14 protein-coding genes are annotated in these 15,966 nt (G+C 60.9%); 3 read left to right on the top strand and 11 right to left on the bottom strand.

The window, feature by feature from the left end; translation table 11 throughout:
* The 4 genes from QOV41_RS10685 to QOV41_RS10670 all read right to left on the bottom strand — a co-directional run bounded on the left by QOV41_RS10685 (window position 1) and on the right by QOV41_RS10670 (window position 3,650).
* Window positions 1-648 carry a PilZ domain-containing protein gene (locus tag QOV41_RS10685; RefSeq protein WP_284576475.1) on the bottom strand — a complete coding sequence of 216 codons (648 nt, stop codon included), beginning with the start codon at window positions 646-648 and terminating at the stop codon, window positions 1-3.
* A 96-nt stretch (window positions 649-744) separates the two neighbouring features.
* Window positions 745-2,265, bottom strand: a complete 1,521-nt coding sequence (locus tag QOV41_RS10680) for an ATP-binding cassette domain-containing protein (protein ID WP_284576474.1) — start codon at window positions 2,263-2,265, stop codon at window positions 745-747.
* 565 nt (window positions 2,266-2,830) lie between these two features.
* Entirely contained in the window at window positions 2,831-3,148 is a 318-nt protein-coding gene (locus QOV41_RS10675; RefSeq protein WP_284576473.1) for a hypothetical protein, read from the bottom strand.
* A 28-nt stretch (window positions 3,149-3,176) separates the two neighbouring features.
* Entirely contained in the window at window positions 3,177-3,650 is a 474-nt protein-coding gene (locus QOV41_RS10670; protein ID WP_284576472.1) for a hypothetical protein, read from the bottom strand.
* Window positions 3,651-3,852: 202 nt separating this feature from the next.
* Here QOV41_RS10670 and parE point away from each other — a divergent pair, with 202 nt between their 5' ends.
* The 3 genes from parE to QOV41_RS10655 all read left to right on the top strand — a co-directional run bounded on the left by parE (window position 3,853) and on the right by QOV41_RS10655 (window position 8,842).
* Window positions 3,853-5,865: a DNA topoisomerase IV subunit B gene (parE, locus tag QOV41_RS10665; RefSeq protein ID WP_415926704.1), complete on the top strand. Its 2,013-nt coding sequence runs from the start codon at window positions 3,853-3,855 to the stop codon at window positions 5,863-5,865.
* A 330-nt stretch (window positions 5,866-6,195) separates the two neighbouring features.
* Window positions 6,196-7,647, top strand: coding sequence for a DEAD/DEAH box helicase (locus QOV41_RS10660; RefSeq protein ID WP_284576469.1), 1,452 nt, complete (start codon window positions 6,196-6,198; stop codon window positions 7,645-7,647).
* Window positions 7,648-7,789: 142 nt separating this feature from the next.
* Window positions 7,790-8,842: a GGDEF domain-containing protein gene (locus tag QOV41_RS10655; RefSeq protein ID WP_284576468.1), complete on the top strand. Its 1,053-nt coding sequence runs from the start codon at window positions 7,790-7,792 to the stop codon at window positions 8,840-8,842.
* Here QOV41_RS10655 and aroA read toward each other — a convergent pair.
* From aroA to sufB, 7 genes are all read right to left on the bottom strand, one after another.
* Window positions 8,839-10,119 (bottom strand): 3-phosphoshikimate 1-carboxyvinyltransferase, encoded by a 1,281-nt coding sequence (gene aroA, locus QOV41_RS10650; RefSeq protein WP_284576467.1) that lies wholly within the window; start codon window positions 10,117-10,119, stop codon window positions 8,839-8,841. The genes QOV41_RS10655 and aroA overlap by 4 nt on opposite strands.
* A 98-nt stretch (window positions 10,120-10,217) precedes the next feature.
* On the bottom strand, window positions 10,218-10,598 hold the full coding sequence (locus QOV41_RS10645; RefSeq protein ID WP_284576464.1) for a HesB/IscA family protein: 381 nt from the start codon (window positions 10,596-10,598) through the stop codon (window positions 10,218-10,220).
* Window positions 10,599-10,651: 53 nt separating this feature from the next.
* Window positions 10,652-11,044 carry an SUF system Fe-S cluster assembly protein gene (locus QOV41_RS10640; RefSeq protein ID WP_284576462.1) on the bottom strand — a complete coding sequence of 131 codons (393 nt, stop codon included), beginning with the start codon at window positions 11,042-11,044 and terminating at the stop codon, window positions 10,652-10,654.
* Between the two features lie 15 nt (window positions 11,045-11,059).
* Window positions 11,060-12,280: a cysteine desulfurase gene (locus QOV41_RS10635; protein ID WP_284576461.1), complete on the bottom strand. Its 1,221-nt coding sequence runs from the start codon at window positions 12,278-12,280 to the stop codon at window positions 11,060-11,062.
* A gap of 79 nt (window positions 12,281-12,359) precedes the next feature.
* Window positions 12,360-13,568: a Fe-S cluster assembly protein SufD gene (sufD, locus tag QOV41_RS10630; RefSeq protein ID WP_284576460.1), complete on the bottom strand. Its 1,209-nt coding sequence runs from the start codon at window positions 13,566-13,568 to the stop codon at window positions 12,360-12,362.
* Window positions 13,569-13,571: 3 nt separating this feature from the next.
* Window positions 13,572-14,321 (bottom strand): Fe-S cluster assembly ATPase SufC, encoded by a 750-nt coding sequence (sufC, locus tag QOV41_RS10625; RefSeq protein WP_284581274.1) that lies wholly within the window; start codon window positions 14,319-14,321, stop codon window positions 13,572-13,574.
* A gap of 71 nt (window positions 14,322-14,392) precedes the next feature.
* Entirely contained in the window at window positions 14,393-15,919 is a 1,527-nt protein-coding gene (gene sufB, locus QOV41_RS10620) for a Fe-S cluster assembly protein SufB (RefSeq protein WP_284576459.1), read from the bottom strand.
* Window positions 15,920-15,966: the final 47 nt, after the last annotated feature.

The raw sequence follows: 15,966 nt of genomic DNA, 5'->3' as shown, positions 1-15,966 counted from the left end.
TCAGTCTTGTGGCGGCGCGAGGAGAGCTTCGACCCGTTCGCGCTCCTGTACCTGCAGGAACTGGATGGCGAAACCGACATCCAGGTGGCGGACCACTCGGCCCACAAGCTTGCCGACGGCCATGGGGGTGCCGATCGAAGGCTCGAGGTCTGCGGAGACGGCAACTCCCGAGCACGACACATCGATGATGAAGCCGGGGACGCGGGCACCGTCCCCTAGGGTGATGAGGGTCCGCGGATCGCGCGGCAGGAAGCGCTTGGCCTCCCGCTTGTCCGGCACCTGCTCGTGGACTTTCTTTTTGTGCCAGGCGATCTTGGCGCCCAGCTTGTCGCGTTCCTTGTCCGAGAGCGTCAGTTCCAGCACGAAGCCCTCCGGCAGGCTGCGGTGGATCCGGCCCTTGATCATGCCGAACTCGTCGAAAAAGGCGCTGACAAGTTCTCCGGTCTTGCCGAGTACTGGCCCGACCGCAACCAGTAGCTTCGTTGAGATCGAGCTGAGCCGGCAGGCATAAACTGGTGCCTTGCCGCCTTGGGCGCTCCGGCGATCAGGCAGCGCATAGCGTCCGGCGGCGGCGCCGATAAAGCGCACGTCATGCCAGTCGAACTCCGACCGCCGTGGAGACAGGCCCTCATCCGCCTCCTGAAACATGGGCACTCCCGTTCCCATTCACATACCGGTGAAATCTAGGCTGGAGGCGTTAAGAAGATGCTGCTTGGAAGGCGCAAACACCTCGCAGTTACTCATCTAAGTCTCGCCACGCGCTGCTCGCGCGAAGAATAGCTCCGGATTATCCACTTCCCTGAGCTTCTTGCCCTCAATGACAAAGAAGCGACTGCCCAGTCCACGAACGAAACTGCGATCATGCGAAATGAGGATACAACTCGCTCCATGGGTCAGGATTTCATCCTCCAGCCGTTCCTGGCCAGCAATGTCCACATGGTTGGTCGGCTCGTCGAGCAGGTAGAAGTTGGGTTCGCTGAGCCGAATAGCGAGGAGGCCTAGCCGCGCCCGCTGACCAAAGGACAATTCGGCGATGGGCCGCTCCTGCTTCTCCACCGGAAACCCCGCTGCGGCGAGCAGGCTTTTGCTCCTTTGGTCTCCGGCGTTGTACCGATCGGTGATGTAACTCAGCGGTGAAACTCTCTCAGGCAAGAAACTCATCGCTTGGTCGACATAGCCGACCGTGAGCTGCGGGCTAACACGAACACCGGACTGCTCCTCACCACGCATGGCTCGGTGCAGCAGCCCCATGAACTGCGACTTCCCAGCCCCGTTGCGACCAAGGATCACCACCCGATCACCCTGAAAAAGGTGCAGTTTGTCGACAGTAAACAGCTTCTCCCCTGCCGGCGCTTGCACCGTCACGTTCTCGACCGCCAGCATGACCTTGGCTTGCGCACCGCTATTGCCCAGTTGGATGTCGCCGGAACGCTCCTTGTAGACCGCAAGAACGGCGCTCTCGATCTTGGCTGCGCGCTCCCGCAGATATTTCGATTTGACTACCAACAGGTCGCTTCCTGAGTTGATCCCCACATTGGTCAGCTTGGCTGCTTGCTTGCGCAGGCGAGTGACTTCCTTGAGGTCGCGCTCCCGCTTGGCCGCCGCCGCTTCGTCGGTCTCCGCAAGGGCTACACGCGCGAGACTATAGGGAAGGCTGAAGTAGTGACATTGGTCGGGGCGCAGGAACAGCGTGCGGTTCGTGGTGGCGTCGAGGAACTGTCGATCATGGCTGGCCACGACCATCGGAATATTGTGGGCAGACTGACTGATCCAGTTCTCCAACTGGTAGAGCTTGCCGAGATCGAGGTGATTGGTCGGCTCGTCGAGCAGCAGGGCGTCGGGTTGCAGCACCCAACAGCGAGCGATCAACGCTATCCTCTGCCAGCCGCCGCTCAGTTCGGTCAGCTTACGGTTACGCATACCAGCCGGTGTCTCAAACTCATCGAGCACCACGTCGACACGCCAACTCTCAAAATCGCGATCGGCAGAAGGTAGCGCTTCCAGCACTGTGTCGTAGAAGGTCATATCCCTGACCTGCTGTGGCAGGTCTTGTTCGATATAGCCGATGCGCAGGCCACGTGACCTGACGATCTCACCTTGGGTAAGCTCGCTCAACCCCGCAATTGCCCGCAATAAGCTGGACTTGCCGCGGCCATTGCCGGCGATCAACCCCACGCGGTCGCCGTCAGCGACGACGAGATTGAGATTGGAAAAGAGGGTGTCGGTTGCCGTTATGCCGGCGTTCTGAAGGCTGATCGAGCCCATCTTAGTCTCACTGGTTCAGCGCGCATCGGCGCTTATGCCTGGAATACGGTTAGGGTGCAGCGCACCACTAAACCGCAAGGACGGGCAAACCAGAATGGGAGACAGAAGTCCGTACCAGTACCTGGTCAGCCCTGCAGCTTGAGCCACAGGGCGAAGACGGGACCGCGGGAGCGATGCTCGAACAAGACAGTCATTGAGCCCTCCCTAGGTTGGCTTTCTCGAATGCGGAAGCGATAGCAATGGCGGTGCCGGAAATCAATGCCGAGCACTCAAGCGAAGTAAAAAAGCAGGGCAACAGCGGCTACTGTCACAGAGCGAGGCATCGAGAGCTTGGCCAGCCGGTACGCAATACCAACAAATCCGGCTTGCGGCCAAACACCGAAGAAGTCCGAACCAAGCGGGGCCGGATACGCAATACTGCGGTCCCGAAGGGTTCGCATACGGCAACTCCAAACAAAAACCGTATGCACATAGTTTTAGCGGCCCGCGTTTAAGAAAGTGCTTTCAAGAAGCAAACGGAAGGTAAACCTGCCGACCGATCTTGGGACGCTTGCTCTGCTACGCCTCAGTTCGCGGGACGCAACATCTGCCAGCCCTCGATCACGCCCGTGCAGTAGTTGAAGTCCAGCAGATAGACGTTGCCGCCTCGGGTCGCTCGCACCTGAACGTGCTCTTCGTGCGGTACGTTGAGCGCGATGTTTGAGTAGCCTGCCTTGGCAATGGCATCCCGGATCTGCCGGTCGGTCATGCAGATGATCCGTTCAGGGTAGAAGTCGCTAGGTTCATCTCCAAAGAAGATGCCGAAGCGCTGCGCCTGAGCCGGGGCAACGGCGCTCGACGCTAGGAGCGTCGCGGTCAACATCAGGGCTGCAGCCTTGCGCATTCCGTCCTCCATTTACTCGCGGGCGGCTTCAATTGCCGAAGTTGAAATCGAGATGGAACCCACCGTCGAGGTCTAGTCCACCGTGACTGTCGGCATAGCCGCCGCGCATGCGCCGCAGACGCTCAACCCGGTCCACCTCCCCCGTGCAGCGGTCAACGCGCATGCTGTAGAGCCAGTTTCGCTTGACCGCCCGCACTTCAACGCGATCTCGGCGCAGCTCGCCAACGATCTCCACATTCCGATAGCCATAGTCGCCGATGCCGCGGCGCACTTCGCGATCGCGAAGGCAACGACGACCATGTTCTGGCCTATCCCAGCCGCCGTCGTTCCAATGCTGCCAGTGCCGCGGCCCGAACCCGTTGCCCCAACTACCCCGGGCATAATCCGAGCCTGTGGTCGGGGAGAGGCTCTCCTGCGCCGCAACCGGAGTAGCCGCTGCTAAAGCCATGCCGATGCACAAAGCGGAAGCTGCGGTCTTGAAGCGGGTCAACGTCGTAGTCATCTTGGTCTCCATGGCTGCCCGTCGCCGATCTGGTGATATTTTAACCCGGGGCTTGAACCGGGCCGGTAAGCCACGTTCATCTTCCGTTCAGGTTTGTGGGGAAATCACGGCCTAAGCGCCCCCTGCCCCTCTGGGCGGCTTGCCTTTGCGTTATGGTGAAGACACGTGAAAACGCCCGATTCGGGTGCAAAGACGGAAATCAATGTCGCAAGCTGAAGATCTTTTCGCCGCCCCCGACCGTGCCGAGCAGCCTTCGCGGGAACCCGCGCCAATGCCAAAAAAGCAGGGTTTGGCAGGCAGTTACACGGCTGCAGACATCGAGGTTCTTGAAGGTCTGGAGCCGGTGCGCCGGCGCCCTGGCATGTATATCGGCGGCACCGACGCCAATGCCCTGCACCACCTCTTCGCCGAGGTCATCGACAATTCCATGGACGAGGCCATAGCCGGTCACGCCACCCGGATCGAGGTCCATCTCGGCGCCGACGGCTACGTTACCGTTTCCGACAACGGCCGCGGCATCCCTGTGGAGCCGCATCCGAAACAACCAGAATTATCTACGCTTGAGCTAGTTTTGACCAAGCTACACGCTGGCGGCAAATTCGACTCCAAGGCCTATGAAACTTCGGGCGGGCTGCATGGCGTCGGCGTTTCGGTCGTGAACGCCCTTTCCGACGATCTGGTGGTCGAAGTCGCCCGCGATCAGACCCTTTATCGCCAGACCTATTCACGCGGCAAACCGCTGACCAAGGTCGAGGTGATCGGCCGGGTCAATAATCGCCGGGGCACCACCACCCGCTTCCACCCCGACGCCCAGATTTTCGGCGAGAACGCTCGCTTTTCCGCCGCGCGGATCTTCCGCATGACGCGCGCCAAGGCCTACCTTTTCGGTGGCGTGGAGTTGCGCTGGAGTTGCGACGAGAGCCTCGCCAACGACGATGCGCCAGCCAAGGCCGTGTTCCACTATCCCGCGGGCCTCCGGGACTTCATGGCTGCCCGCGTCGAGGGTGAAACCCGGATTGTTGATGAGATCTTTTCAGGTCTTCACGGCAAGGCGGGTACCCATGGCGCCGTCGAGTGGGCCATTGTTTGGACACTGGGGGATGGTGGCGTTTCCTCTTATTGCAACACTGTGCCGACGCCCGATGGCGGGACCCACGAGCAGGGTCTGCGCACCGCGCTTCTGCGTGGTCTCAAGACCTATGCTGAACTGACCAAGAACAAGGCCGCAGCAATCCTCACGGCCGAGGATGTGTTTGCACACTGCTCGGCTATGTTGTCGGTCTTCGTGCGCGAGCCTGAGTTCGTCGGGCAGACCAAGGACAAGCTGGCTTCGGGAGAAGCCACGCGGATTGTCGACAACGCCCTGCGAGACGCTTTCGACCACTGGCTGGCGGCATCGCCAAACCAAGCCGGCAAGCTGCTCGACTGGGCCGTTGAGCGCGCCGAGGAGCGGCTCCGCCGGCGCAAGGAAAAAGAGATCGACCGTGCCAGCGCCACCCGCAAATTGCGGCTGCCGGGCAAACTGGCGGACTGCACGCAGAGCGCAGCACAAGGCGCCGAACTCTTCATCGTTGAGGGCGACTCGGCTGGCGGCAGCGCCAAGCAGGCGCGCAATCGCACCAGCCAGGCCGTGCTGCCGTTGCGCGGCAAAATCCTGAACGTAGCTGGCGCCAGTCGTGAAAAGCTGGCGGCCAGCCAGGCCATTTCCGACCTGATCCAGGCACTCGGCTGCGGCACCCGTGACCGCTATCGCGAGGAAGACCTGCGCTACGACAAGATCATCATCATGACCGATGCTGACGTCGACGGCGCTCACATCGCTTCGCTGCTGATGACGTTTTTCTTCCAGGAAATGCCCAAGCTGATCGACAACGGTCATCTGTTTTTGGCCCTTCCGCCGCTCTACCGCATCTCCCAGGGTGGCAAGACGCTCTACGCACGCGACGAGCCCCACCGGGTGGAGTTGATGGCCACCGAGTTCACCGGCAAAGGAAAAGTGGACACCACGCGGTTCAAAGGCTTGGGCGAGATGCCGTTCGTACATCTGCGGGAAACCACGATGTCGCCCAAGACGCGGACGCTGCTTCAGGTCAAGATTCGTGATGATCTCGATGCCACCCGCATCAGCGTCGATCGGCTCATGGGCAGCAAGCCAGAAGCACGGTTTGACTTCATTCAGGAGAATGCCGCCTTTGTTACTGATCTTGATATCTAGCCAGTCAGTCCCCAATTAAGACTAACTGCGGCAAAGCCGTTGACAGACAAGGCCTTTGCGTTAAGGTCCGCGCCGCTGGAGCATCCGGTTGGCGGGCATTCGTTCGCTTTTTGCTGAAGCTGCCTCAGGGCTAATTCCTCGCTCTGCGAACTTTGCACTTCCGCCCGGTGGCCGCCCCAGAGCGGACGCGTTGTTTGACTTCCTTGCAGTCCGCAACTGCGGCAAGGCGCATGTCTTGGCATGTGCCGGCGCGGCACCACCTCGGCGCTCCCATCCGAATGTCTCGGAGGGGACTGGCGCTGGGCAACACCACGAGTGGGTTAATCGAATTTGACTGAAAACTTCTCCGGGCTTGGCCTATCCAGCAAAGTAACCGAGGCGGTCGTTGCCGCCGGATACACGACGCCGACCGAGATTCAGGCGCAGGCCATCCCGCACGTCCTCGACAAGAAGGACATCATAGGCATCGCCCAGACCGGCACCGGCAAGACGGCTTCGTTCGTTCTGCCCATGCTGACGCTCCTTGAGAATGGCCGAGCGCGCGCACGCATGCCGCGGACGCTCATCCTCGAGCCAACCCGAGAGCTCGCCGCCCAGGTTGCCGACAACTTCGAAAAGTACGGCAAGAACCATCGACTGACCATGGCTCTGATCATTGGCGGCGTCAGCTTCGAAGAGCAGAACAAGAAGCTTGATCGTGGCGTCGACGTGCTGATCGCCACCCCAGGTCGCCTGCTCGACCAGTTTGATCGCGGCAAGATCCTGCTCAATGGCGTGGACATCCTCGTCATCGACGAGGCTGACCGCATGCTGGACATGGGCTTCATCGATGACATCGAGAAGATCTGTTCGCGCCTGCCGGCGCGACGCCAGACCATGTTGTTCTCCGCAACCATGTCGACTGAGATCGAGCGCCTCACCAAGAAATTTCTCAACGATCCGGTGCGCGTCCAGGTGGCACGCCAGAGCTCGACGGCCGAGACCATCGACCAGAAGCTCATCCGCGTATCGAACAAGCCAGACGAGAAGCGGGCTGGCCTGCGGGCTGCAATCGACGCCTCCGAGGGGCTTACCAACGCCATCATCTTCTGCAATCGCAAACGGGACGTGGCCACGTTGGCACGGTCGCTGCAGCGCCATGGCTACAATGCCGGCGCCCTCCATGGCGACATGGACCAGAAAAGCCGCACGGAAACCCTGGACGCCTTCAAGGCCGACAAGCTGACACTTCTGGTGGCCAGCGATGTTGCTGCCCGCGGCCTCGATATTCCGGCCGTCACCCACGTCTTCAATTTCGACGTGCCGGTGCATGCCGAGGATTATGTCCACAGAATCGGCAGAACAGGCCGTGCTGGCCGGACAGGTGCTGCCTATACGCTGGTGTCATCTGCCGACAGCAAGCACTTGGACGCGATCCTGAAGCTCATCCAGAAGCCAATCGAATATCTTGAGCCCGCAGGTGTCCCTGCTGCGCCAGCGACCAGCAGCGAGGAAGAGGCACCCAGCCGGCCAGCCCGCTCCAGACGCGGTGCAACGCGCGGGGGTGCGCGTGGCGGTCGCCGGACGGCTGAAGCGCCGGAAGTGGCGGAAGCAGCACCTGTGCTCGCGGCCGAAGCGCCCAACCCGCCTGCGGAAGCAAAGCCAGCGAGGCCGGCCCGCGGCAGACCACCGCGTGGGCGGCCGCCCGCCGATCTGCAGGAGGTGGAGAGCGATGGGACGCCATTTGGCAATGACGGGCCGGTTCCGGCATTCCTGCTGCGTCCGACACGGATCAGTAACTAGCGACTGCTAGCATACCTCCGAGCCGCTAAAACTCTCATAGGTACTTTGCTTTCCAGATCGTTTGCGGCGATAAACACCACGACGGAATGAATCGCGCGGTGCAAGCGTGCGGTTCAGGGCGCAACGAAGCGCGGGGGAAGCTGTGGCCGAAGAGGACTTTGATCGGGCGGTCGGCTATGCCGACACCGCCTTGGAACTCCTGAAGCGCAGCGGGATTCCCCCCTACCCCCAATTTTACGAGCTGCTGTTCACCTATGCGACGGGTGTGAACCCGACTCTCAACCAGCACCTCAATTCCCTGTTCAGAAGCGGGACTGCCTTTTCGGAGGCGGCGGCTCAAAGCCTCTACAACGAGTTCTTGAAAGCCAACGTGCAGGATCGCATGTCGAGCGTATCCGAGCGCATGAACGAGCGCATCGACGCGATGCATCTCGCTATCGAAACCGCGATGAACACCGCACATGCCTATTCCGGCTCACTTGAGTCGGTGACGGATGACCTCGAGAACGATGCCTCCGAGTCAGCATTGAAGGCACTGGCTGCGCGGCTTCTCGCAGAAACCCGTCACATGCAGGATACTAATACTGAACTCGAGCGAAAACTCGAATCCTCGCGTGACGACATTGCCTCCCTGCAGCGCGACCTTGATGACGTTCGGCGCGAGTCACTCCTGGATCCGTTGACCAAGATTGCCAACCGCAAGCGCTTCGAGCAGGAACTCGCCAACGCCATCGAGACCGCCGAAGGCGGCGGTGCACCATTCTGCCTGATGCTGTCCGATATCGACCATTTCAAGACTTTCAACGACAATTTCGGGCACCAGACCGGGGATCAGGTGTTGCGGCTTGTCGCTATGACATTGAAATCAAACATCCGCAGCAACGACCTCGCCGCGCGTTTCGGCGGGGAGGAGTTTGCCGCCATCCTGCCTTCAACCAATCTGATCGGCGCAACTATCGTAGCGGAGAATATCCGTCGCGCTGTGCATGCCAAGGAGTTGCTGAAGCGTTCGACCAACGAGAAGCTCGGACGGATCACGGCGTCCTTCGGTATCGCTGAGTACCGGCTGGGCGAGACAGCTGCAGCCCTGATCGAACGAGCGGACCGCTGCCTCTATGCAGCGAAATCGGCTGGTCGAAACAAGGTCATCAGCGAGACAGATCTGCCCAGCGCCGAAAGTGCATCCGCGGCCTAACGCTCGGGCTGGAGCGTGACGCCCAAGCCCTCCAGCATGTCCCAGTATTCGGGATAGGTCTTACCGGTGCAGGCCGGGTCGAGGATAACGATATTGGGTATGCGCAGCCCTGCCAGGGCGAAGGCCATGGCGATGCGATGGTCGTGATAGGTCTCAATCTCTATCCGGCTATTGCGGCCAGCAAGCTTTCTCGCCAACTCAGGATCAGAGGCCACCAGCAGATCGTCGCCCTCTTCGGTTCCCAATCCTGGCAAAATGCGGTTCAGCTCGTTTGCGACGGCGCGAACGCGGTCAGTCTCCTTGACGCGAAGATTGGCGATGCCGGTAAAGCGTACTGGATGATTGTTGAACGCGGCAACCACAGCCAGAGTGGGAACCGCATCCTGCATCTGTGAACCATCGATGACCGACGGCATGTTCGGAAACTGTGCGAGCACGGCCTGAGCTGCGGCGTCTGGCTGCGTGAAGGCGTCAGCAGCCACCCCGAGGTCGATGTTCCCGCCCGTAAGTGCTTCGGCGCCCCACAGATAGGTTGCGGCCGATGCATCTGGTTCTATGGCATAGTCGGTCGCGCGGTAGCCTTTGGCATCGACCCGCCAAGTGCCGGCATCGACCTGGTCCACCTGAGCTCCAAACGCCCGCATGGCAGAGAGAGTGAGGTCCACATAGCCCCGCGCGCCGATCTCGGTGCCGGTCAATGCGACTTCTATGGGCCCCTCTCCGAGCGGCGAGATCATCAGGAGGGCCGAGACATATTGGCTGGAGAGGCCGGCATCGATCTCAACCCGTCCGGCCGCAAAGGTGCCTTTGCCGCGAATGGTCACCGGTGGACAGCCGGTTGGCGCATCGGCATCGACGCCAAGGGCTCGAAGTGCACTCACCAGCGGAGCGATGGGACGCTTGCGCATATCCTCGTCGCCGTCGACCACGACTTCGCCTGCCACGGTGGCGACCGCTGCGGTGAGAAAGCGGGTGGCAGTGCCAGCATTTCCCAGGAACAGCGGCTCGGTCGGCGGCTGAAGGCGCCCCGAGCTCGTCACGATGAAACTCGTGGCATCCGGCTCCTCGACAACCACGCCCATCTGCCGCAAGGCGGCCGCCATAAGCGTCGTATCCTTGCTCTTGAGAGCACCGGAAAGCCGACTGGTGCCATGCGCGAGGGCGGCCAGCAACAACGCACGGTTCGTTATCGATTTCGACCCAGGAGGGGCTACGCGGCCCACGAGCGGGCGACCGGGCGGAACGATGGTGAGAGCGTCAGGAAGGGAGTGTGGCATGATGCCCGATCAATGCACTAGCCACATGGCTTCTGCAACTGCGGAAGCCGACGGCATGGCACTGCGCGGAACCAAAAACGATCCCTCAAGACCGTGAACTAGGCCCCTGCCCGCGCCTCGGCAATCGCCTTGAGGTCTGCGGGTTTAAGCTGAACACTCTCACCGCAGCCGCAGGCGCCGGTCTGGTTCGGATTCTTGAAAGTGAACCCGGACGTCATCTTGGTCTCTTCAAAATCCATGATCGTTCCGAGGAGGAACATCGTCGCCTTGGGCTCGATATAAACCTCGACACCTTTGTCGCTGACGTGGTCATCGCCAGCTACCGGCTCAGCGACATAATCCAGCGTATAGGCCATGCCCGCGCAGCCGGCATTCCGGACACCCACACGCACGCCAATGACCGGCTTGTCGGAGTCTTCCATGATCTCGTTGATGCGGTCGGCGGCGGCATCTGTCAGCGACATGATCTTGAAGGCCATGAGCAGTGTCTTTCTATCGGCGTTTCACGATATATAGGCGTGAACGTCCAAGATTACCACCAGTTCAGCGCAACTTGAGCTTCCTCGCTCATGCGAGAGGCATCCCAAGGCGGATCAAAGACCATGTTCACGGTCACGTCCTGAATGCCTTCGACACTGCGAGCCGCGTTTTCCACCCAGCCGGGCATCTCGCCGGCGACCGGACAACCCGGGGCGGTGAGCGTCATGTCGATCGTGAGGTTCCGGTCATCATCCAGGTCGACCTTGTAGATGAGTCCGAGCTCATAGATGTCGACTGGGATTTCCGGGTCATAGACGGTCTTGAGGGCACCGATCAGATCGGTCGTGATGCGCTCGACGTCTCCTTCGGGGATCCCTTGCCCAATTCTGGGAGCGATGCGGGTGTCGGTAGCGGGCGTGATGGCGGTTTCAGTTTCATCAGTCATTTGGATCCCCGCGGCTTACGCGAAAAATTTCTGGGCGCGCTCGATGCCGTCCACCAACGCGTCTACGTCGTCCTTGCCGTTATATAGGGCGAAGGAGGCCCGGCATGTAGAGGTCACGCCAAAACGATTGAGCAGCGGCATGGCGCAATGGGTCCCCGCCCGAACGGCGATGCCATAGCGGTCAAGAATGGTGGCGACGTCATGCGCATGTGCCCCTTCGATGTCGAAGGCAAAGATGCCGCCCTTGTTCGGAGCCGTGCCGATCAGACGAAGGGAGTTGATGCGGCTCAGCCGCTCCTGCGCATACTCGGCCACGGCATGTTCATGCGCCACGATATTCTCACGACCGAGCTGTTCGATGTACTGGAGCGCGGCCCCTAGCCCGATCGCCTGCACGATCGGCGGCGTACCGGCTTCGAAACGGTGCGGCGGTTCGTTATAGGTGACGCCATCCAGGGACACCGTGTCGATCATCTCGCCGCCGCCCTGGTAGGGCTGCATTTCCGCAAGCAGGTCATACTTCCCATAGAGCACGCCGATGCCGGTGGGCCCATAGAGCTTGTGACCGGTCATCACGTAGAAGTCGGCGTCGAGATCCTGCACGTCCACCTTGGTGTGCACCGCCCCCTGTGAGCCATCCACCAGAACGGGAATGCCCCGCGCATGGGCGATCTCGATGATCTCCTTGATGGGGGTCACCGTGCCCAACACGTTGCTCATATGGGTAATCGCGACGATACGTGTGCGCTCACTCAGCGCTGCCGCGAAAGCATCAAGGTCGAAGCTACCATCTTCGCGCACATCGACCCACTTGATCACCGCACCCTTGCGCTCGCGATGGAAATGCCAGGGCACAATGTTGGAGTGGTGCTCCATCACGGTGGTGACGATTTCATCGCCTTCCCCGATCCGAGGCACAGCGAAAGACTGCGCCACAAGGTTGATCGCCTCGGTCGCCGATTTGGTGAAGATGATCTCCTCAAACCGCCCAGCATTAAGGAACTTCTGAGCCGCCAGGCGGCCGCCCTCATAGGCTTCGGTCGCGCGGTTGGCGAGCGTATGCAGCCCGCGGTGCACATTGGCGTATTCATGCCGGAACGCGTGATCCATGCGGTCGAGCACCTGCACCGGCTTTTGCGCCGATGCACCGCTATCGAGATAGACCAGCCGCTTACCGTGGATTTCTTCGGAAAGGATCGGGAAATCGGCACGGACTTTTTCGAGATCGAAGGTCATGATGTCCCACCAGAAGGTGACGCGGAGAAACCCTCATGGTCAGGCGTGCGGTGCGCCGTTGACCACGAGGATCTCGGGTTCACTTGCCCAACAGCCAGGCGTCGACGACGTCCTGCAGCGATGCATTGAGCGCCTCGTCCTCGATCGGATCGAGCAGTTCGGCGATAAAGCCGCGCACCAGCATGGTCTCGGCTTCCGCCTTCGGAATACCGCGGCTGAGGAGATAGAAAAGGCTGTCTTCGTCGAGCTTGCCGCAGGTCGAACCATGGCCACAGACCACGTCGTCGGCATAGATCTCGAGCTCGGGCTTGGACAAAATCTCCGCCTCGTCGGAGAGCATCAGGCCCTGATGCATGAACTTGGCGTCGGTCTTCTGCGCGTCACGAGCAACCACGAGCTTGCCCTGCACCACCGCCGTTGAACGCCCCCGGGCAATCGACTTGAACAGCGGCTGGGACGAGGTGTGGGGCACCGCATGGTGCGTTTCCATGGTGATGTCGGCGTGCTGACCAGGCGACACGAGGTTGAGCCCCGTGACGTCCGCATGCGCCGCCGCTCCACCCATTTGCGGGAAGAGATTGGTCCGAGCGAGCCCTGCACCCGCATGGATCACCAGCGTCCGCAGCTTCGCGCCATCGGCGAGATGGTATTCGTTGCTGGCGAAATGCGAGGCCGACCGGGCGCTGAGATCTACCGTGATGTGGGTCAAGACCGCCCCCTTGCCCAGGGCCACATAGCTGGCGTGGTTACCCACATGCGCTGCGTCCGAGCCCGAAAAGGTCTCGACGATGGTGGCAGTGGCCCCATCTGCCACGAAGATCTTGACCGCATCGGCGACATGGGCGGCGTCGCCCTCGATCCGGCGCGCAATCTGGACCACCTGCTTAAGGCCGGCAGAGACATTCAGGGACAGCGCTTCTCGCACGAGGCCATTGTTGACCTGCACGAGGATATCATCGCGCGTGGTGAGCACGCCACCTTTGACGGTATCGAGCGCGAGGCCGGCCGGGGCCTCCCCCTGCTGCTGAGCCACACCGTTGACCAATGTCAGGTTGAACGCGCCGTCGATAGGGAGGGCTGGAACGTCCGACTGGTTGGCCGGTGCGCCTACCGGCGGCACTGCTCGCAGCAATGTCTTGAGATCGGTATAGTGGTAGCTCTCGACGCGACGGGTCGGCAGGCCGGCCACACTGATGCGCTCGGCTACCGGATCGGCGCCAGCCGCCTTGAGCTGGGCGATAAGGGCGTCCTCGGCGGGGCCGAGGCGGACGGGAAAACTCTGGCGCATGGGTCAGGCCGCCGTCGTGTCGAATTCGGCGTAGCCGCGGGCTTCGAGCTGCAGCGCCAGGTCCTTATCGCCGCTTTCCACGACGCGACCATCGCTGAACACATGCACCACGTCCGGCACGATGTGGTTGAGCAGACGCTGGTAGTGGGTGATGACCAGCATCGACCGGTTCTCTGCGCGTAGAGCGTTCACGCCCTTGGAGACCAGTTGCAGAGCGTCGATGTCGAGGCCAGAGTCAGTCTCGTCGAGTACGCAGAGCGAGGGCTTCAGCAGCGCCATCTGCAGGATCTCGGCACGCTTCTTCTCGCCACCCGAGAAACCGACATTGAGCGGCCGCTTGAGCATGCTGGCATCGATATTGAGCTGCGACCCGGCTTCCTTGACGACCCTCATGAATTCCGGCGTCGAGAGCTCGCCTTCGCCGCGCGCCTTACGCTGGGCGTTGATGGCCGCCTTGAGGAAGGTCATCGTGGCAACGCCGGGGATCTCGATCGGGTACTGGAAGGCCAGGAATACACCGGCAGTGGCCCGCTCGGAGGGCTCCATCTCGAGAATGTTTTCGCCGTTGAGCAGGATCTCGCCCTCGGTGACTTCATAGTCTTCCTTGCCGGCGAGCACATAGCTCAGAGTCGACTTGCCCGAGCCATTACGGCCCATCACAGCATGCACCTGTCCGGCAGGAATGGTCAGGTTGACGCCCTTGAGGATCTCGCGATCTTCTATACGGGCGTGCAGGTTCCGGATTTCAAGAATTGGGGTGGTCATCTGTTTCTCCACTGTGCCGGGGTCGCCCTGAGCGCCGCCCGCATTGATGCTTGATTGTGTTAGCCGACGCTGCCTTCGAGACTGATCGAGATCAGCTTTTGGGTTTCCACCATGAACTCCATCGGCAATTGCTGCAGCACGTCGCGCACGAACCCATTGACGATCAGGGCCACCGCTTCTTCCTCATCGAGGCCACGCTGCTGGCAGTAGAACATCTGGTCGTCCGAAATCTTGGACGTCGTTGCCTCGTGCTCGAACACCGCCGTACCGTTGCGGCTCTCGATATAGGGCACGGTGTGGGCACCGCACTTGTCACCGATCAGCAGGGAATCGCACTGCGTGAAGTTGCGGGCGTTCTTCGCCTTGGCGTGGGCCGAGACCTGACCGCGATAGGTGTTGTCCGAGAAGCCGGCAGCAATACCCTTGGAAATGATGCGGCTGGACGTATTCTTGCCCAAATGGATCATCTTGGTACCGCTATCGACCTGCTGATAGCCGTTGGAAATGGCGATTGAGTAGAACTCGCCCCGGCTATGGTCGCCCCGCAGGATGCAGCTAGGGTACTTCCAGGTGATGGCCGAGCCGGTTTCCACCTGCGTCCAGGAGATCTTGGAGTGGTGGCCGCGGCAATCGCCCCGCTTGGTAACGAAGTTGTAGATCCCGCCCTTGCCGTTTTTGTCGCCTGGGTACCAATTCTGAACGGTCGAGTACTTGATCTCGGCATTGTCGAGCGCCACCAGTTCCACCACGGCAGCGTGCAGCTGGTTCTCGTCACGCATCGGCGCGGTGCAGCCTTCGAGATAGCTCACATAGCTGTCGTCGTCTGCGATGATCAGCGTCCGCTCGAACTGCCCAGTGTTCTTCTCGTTGATGCGGAAATAGGTCGAGAGCTCCATCGGGCAGCGCACGCCCTTGGGGATGTAGACAAAGGACCCATCGGTAAAGACAGCCGAGTTCAGCGTGGCGTAGAAGTTGTCGGTCACCGGCACGACCGACCCGAGATATTTCTGCACCAGCTCCGGATACTCTCGGATGGCTTCCGAGATCGAGCAGAAGATAATCCCCTGCTTGGCCAGTTCCTTGCGGAATGTCGTTACGACCGAAACCGAGTCGAAGACCGCGTCAACCGCCACATTGCTGCTGAATGGCGCGCCCGTCGGCTCGCCAGCGCCCTGCACACCTGCCAGGATTGCCTGCTCCTTGAGCGGAATGCCCAGCTTCTCATAGGTCCGCAGCAGCTCGGGATCGACTTCGTCGAGGCTCTTGGGGCCGCTCGTCGTCTTGGGGGCTGCATAATAGCTGATCGATTGAAAATCGATCTTGGGGTAGTGCACCTTGGCCCAGTTGGGCTCCTGCATGGTCTGCCAGCGACGGAAAGCCTCCAGACGCCAGTTCAGCATCCACTCAGGCTCGCCCTTCTTGGCCGAGATGAGACGCACGATATCCTCGTTGAGACCGGGAGGCGCAACGTCGGATTCGATGAGTGTCTCGAACCCATACTTGTACTTGTCGACATCGAGCGCCAGCACCTGGTCGACCGTGTCGCGGTCGATGTTCTCCTTGAGCGTCGGAATATCGTACGCCATTTCGGCTTCTCCTTATCACCCATCGGCGATTCAAGGTCGCCGCGAGC

The organism is Devosia sp. RR2S18 (assembly GCF_030177755.1).
In the GTDB taxonomy this organism is placed as follows: domain Bacteria; phylum Pseudomonadota; class Alphaproteobacteria; order Rhizobiales; family Devosiaceae; genus Devosia; species Devosia rhizosphaerae.
Note: the sequence above shows the minus strand (reverse complement) of the source record. Positions and strands in the feature narration are given on the sequence as shown.

What these genes read in the sequence shown, in the direction of transcription:
- QOV41_RS10640 (WP_284576462.1), bottom strand. Translation starts at nt 11,044, where the DNA reads ATGACTGATGAAACTGAAACCGCCATCACGCCCGCTACCGACACCCGC.
- QOV41_RS10675 (WP_284576473.1), bottom strand. Translation starts at nt 3,148, where the DNA reads ATGCGCAAGGCTGCAGCCCTGATGTTGACCGCGACGCTCCTAGCGTCG.
- QOV41_RS10685 (WP_284576475.1), bottom strand. Translation starts at nt 648, where the DNA reads ATGTTTCAGGAGGCGGATGAGGGCCTGTCTCCACGGCGGTCGGAGTTC.
- sufB (WP_284576459.1), bottom strand. Translation starts at nt 15,919, where the DNA reads ATGGCGTACGATATTCCGACGCTCAAGGAGAACATCGACCGCGACACG.
- QOV41_RS10680 (WP_284576474.1), bottom strand. Translation starts at nt 2,265, where the DNA reads ATGGGCTCGATCAGCCTTCAGAACGCCGGCATAACGGCAACCGACACC.
- QOV41_RS10635 (WP_284576461.1), bottom strand. Translation starts at nt 12,280, where the DNA reads ATGACCTTCGATCTCGAAAAAGTCCGTGCCGATTTCCCGATCCTTTCC.
- QOV41_RS10645 (WP_284576464.1), bottom strand. Translation starts at nt 10,598, where the DNA reads ATGGCCTTCAAGATCATGTCGCTGACAGATGCCGCCGCCGACCGCATC.
- sufD (WP_284576460.1), bottom strand. Translation starts at nt 13,568, where the DNA reads ATGCGCCAGAGTTTTCCCGTCCGCCTCGGCCCCGCCGAGGACGCCCTT.
- aroA (WP_284576467.1), bottom strand. Translation starts at nt 10,119, where the DNA reads ATGCCACACTCCCTTCCTGACGCTCTCACCATCGTTCCGCCCGGTCGC.
- parE (WP_415926704.1), top strand. Translation starts at nt 3,853, where the DNA reads ATGTCGCAAGCTGAAGATCTTTTCGCCGCCCCCGACCGTGCCGAGCAG.
- QOV41_RS10670 (WP_284576472.1), bottom strand. Translation starts at nt 3,650, where the DNA reads ATGACTACGACGTTGACCCGCTTCAAGACCGCAGCTTCCGCTTTGTGC.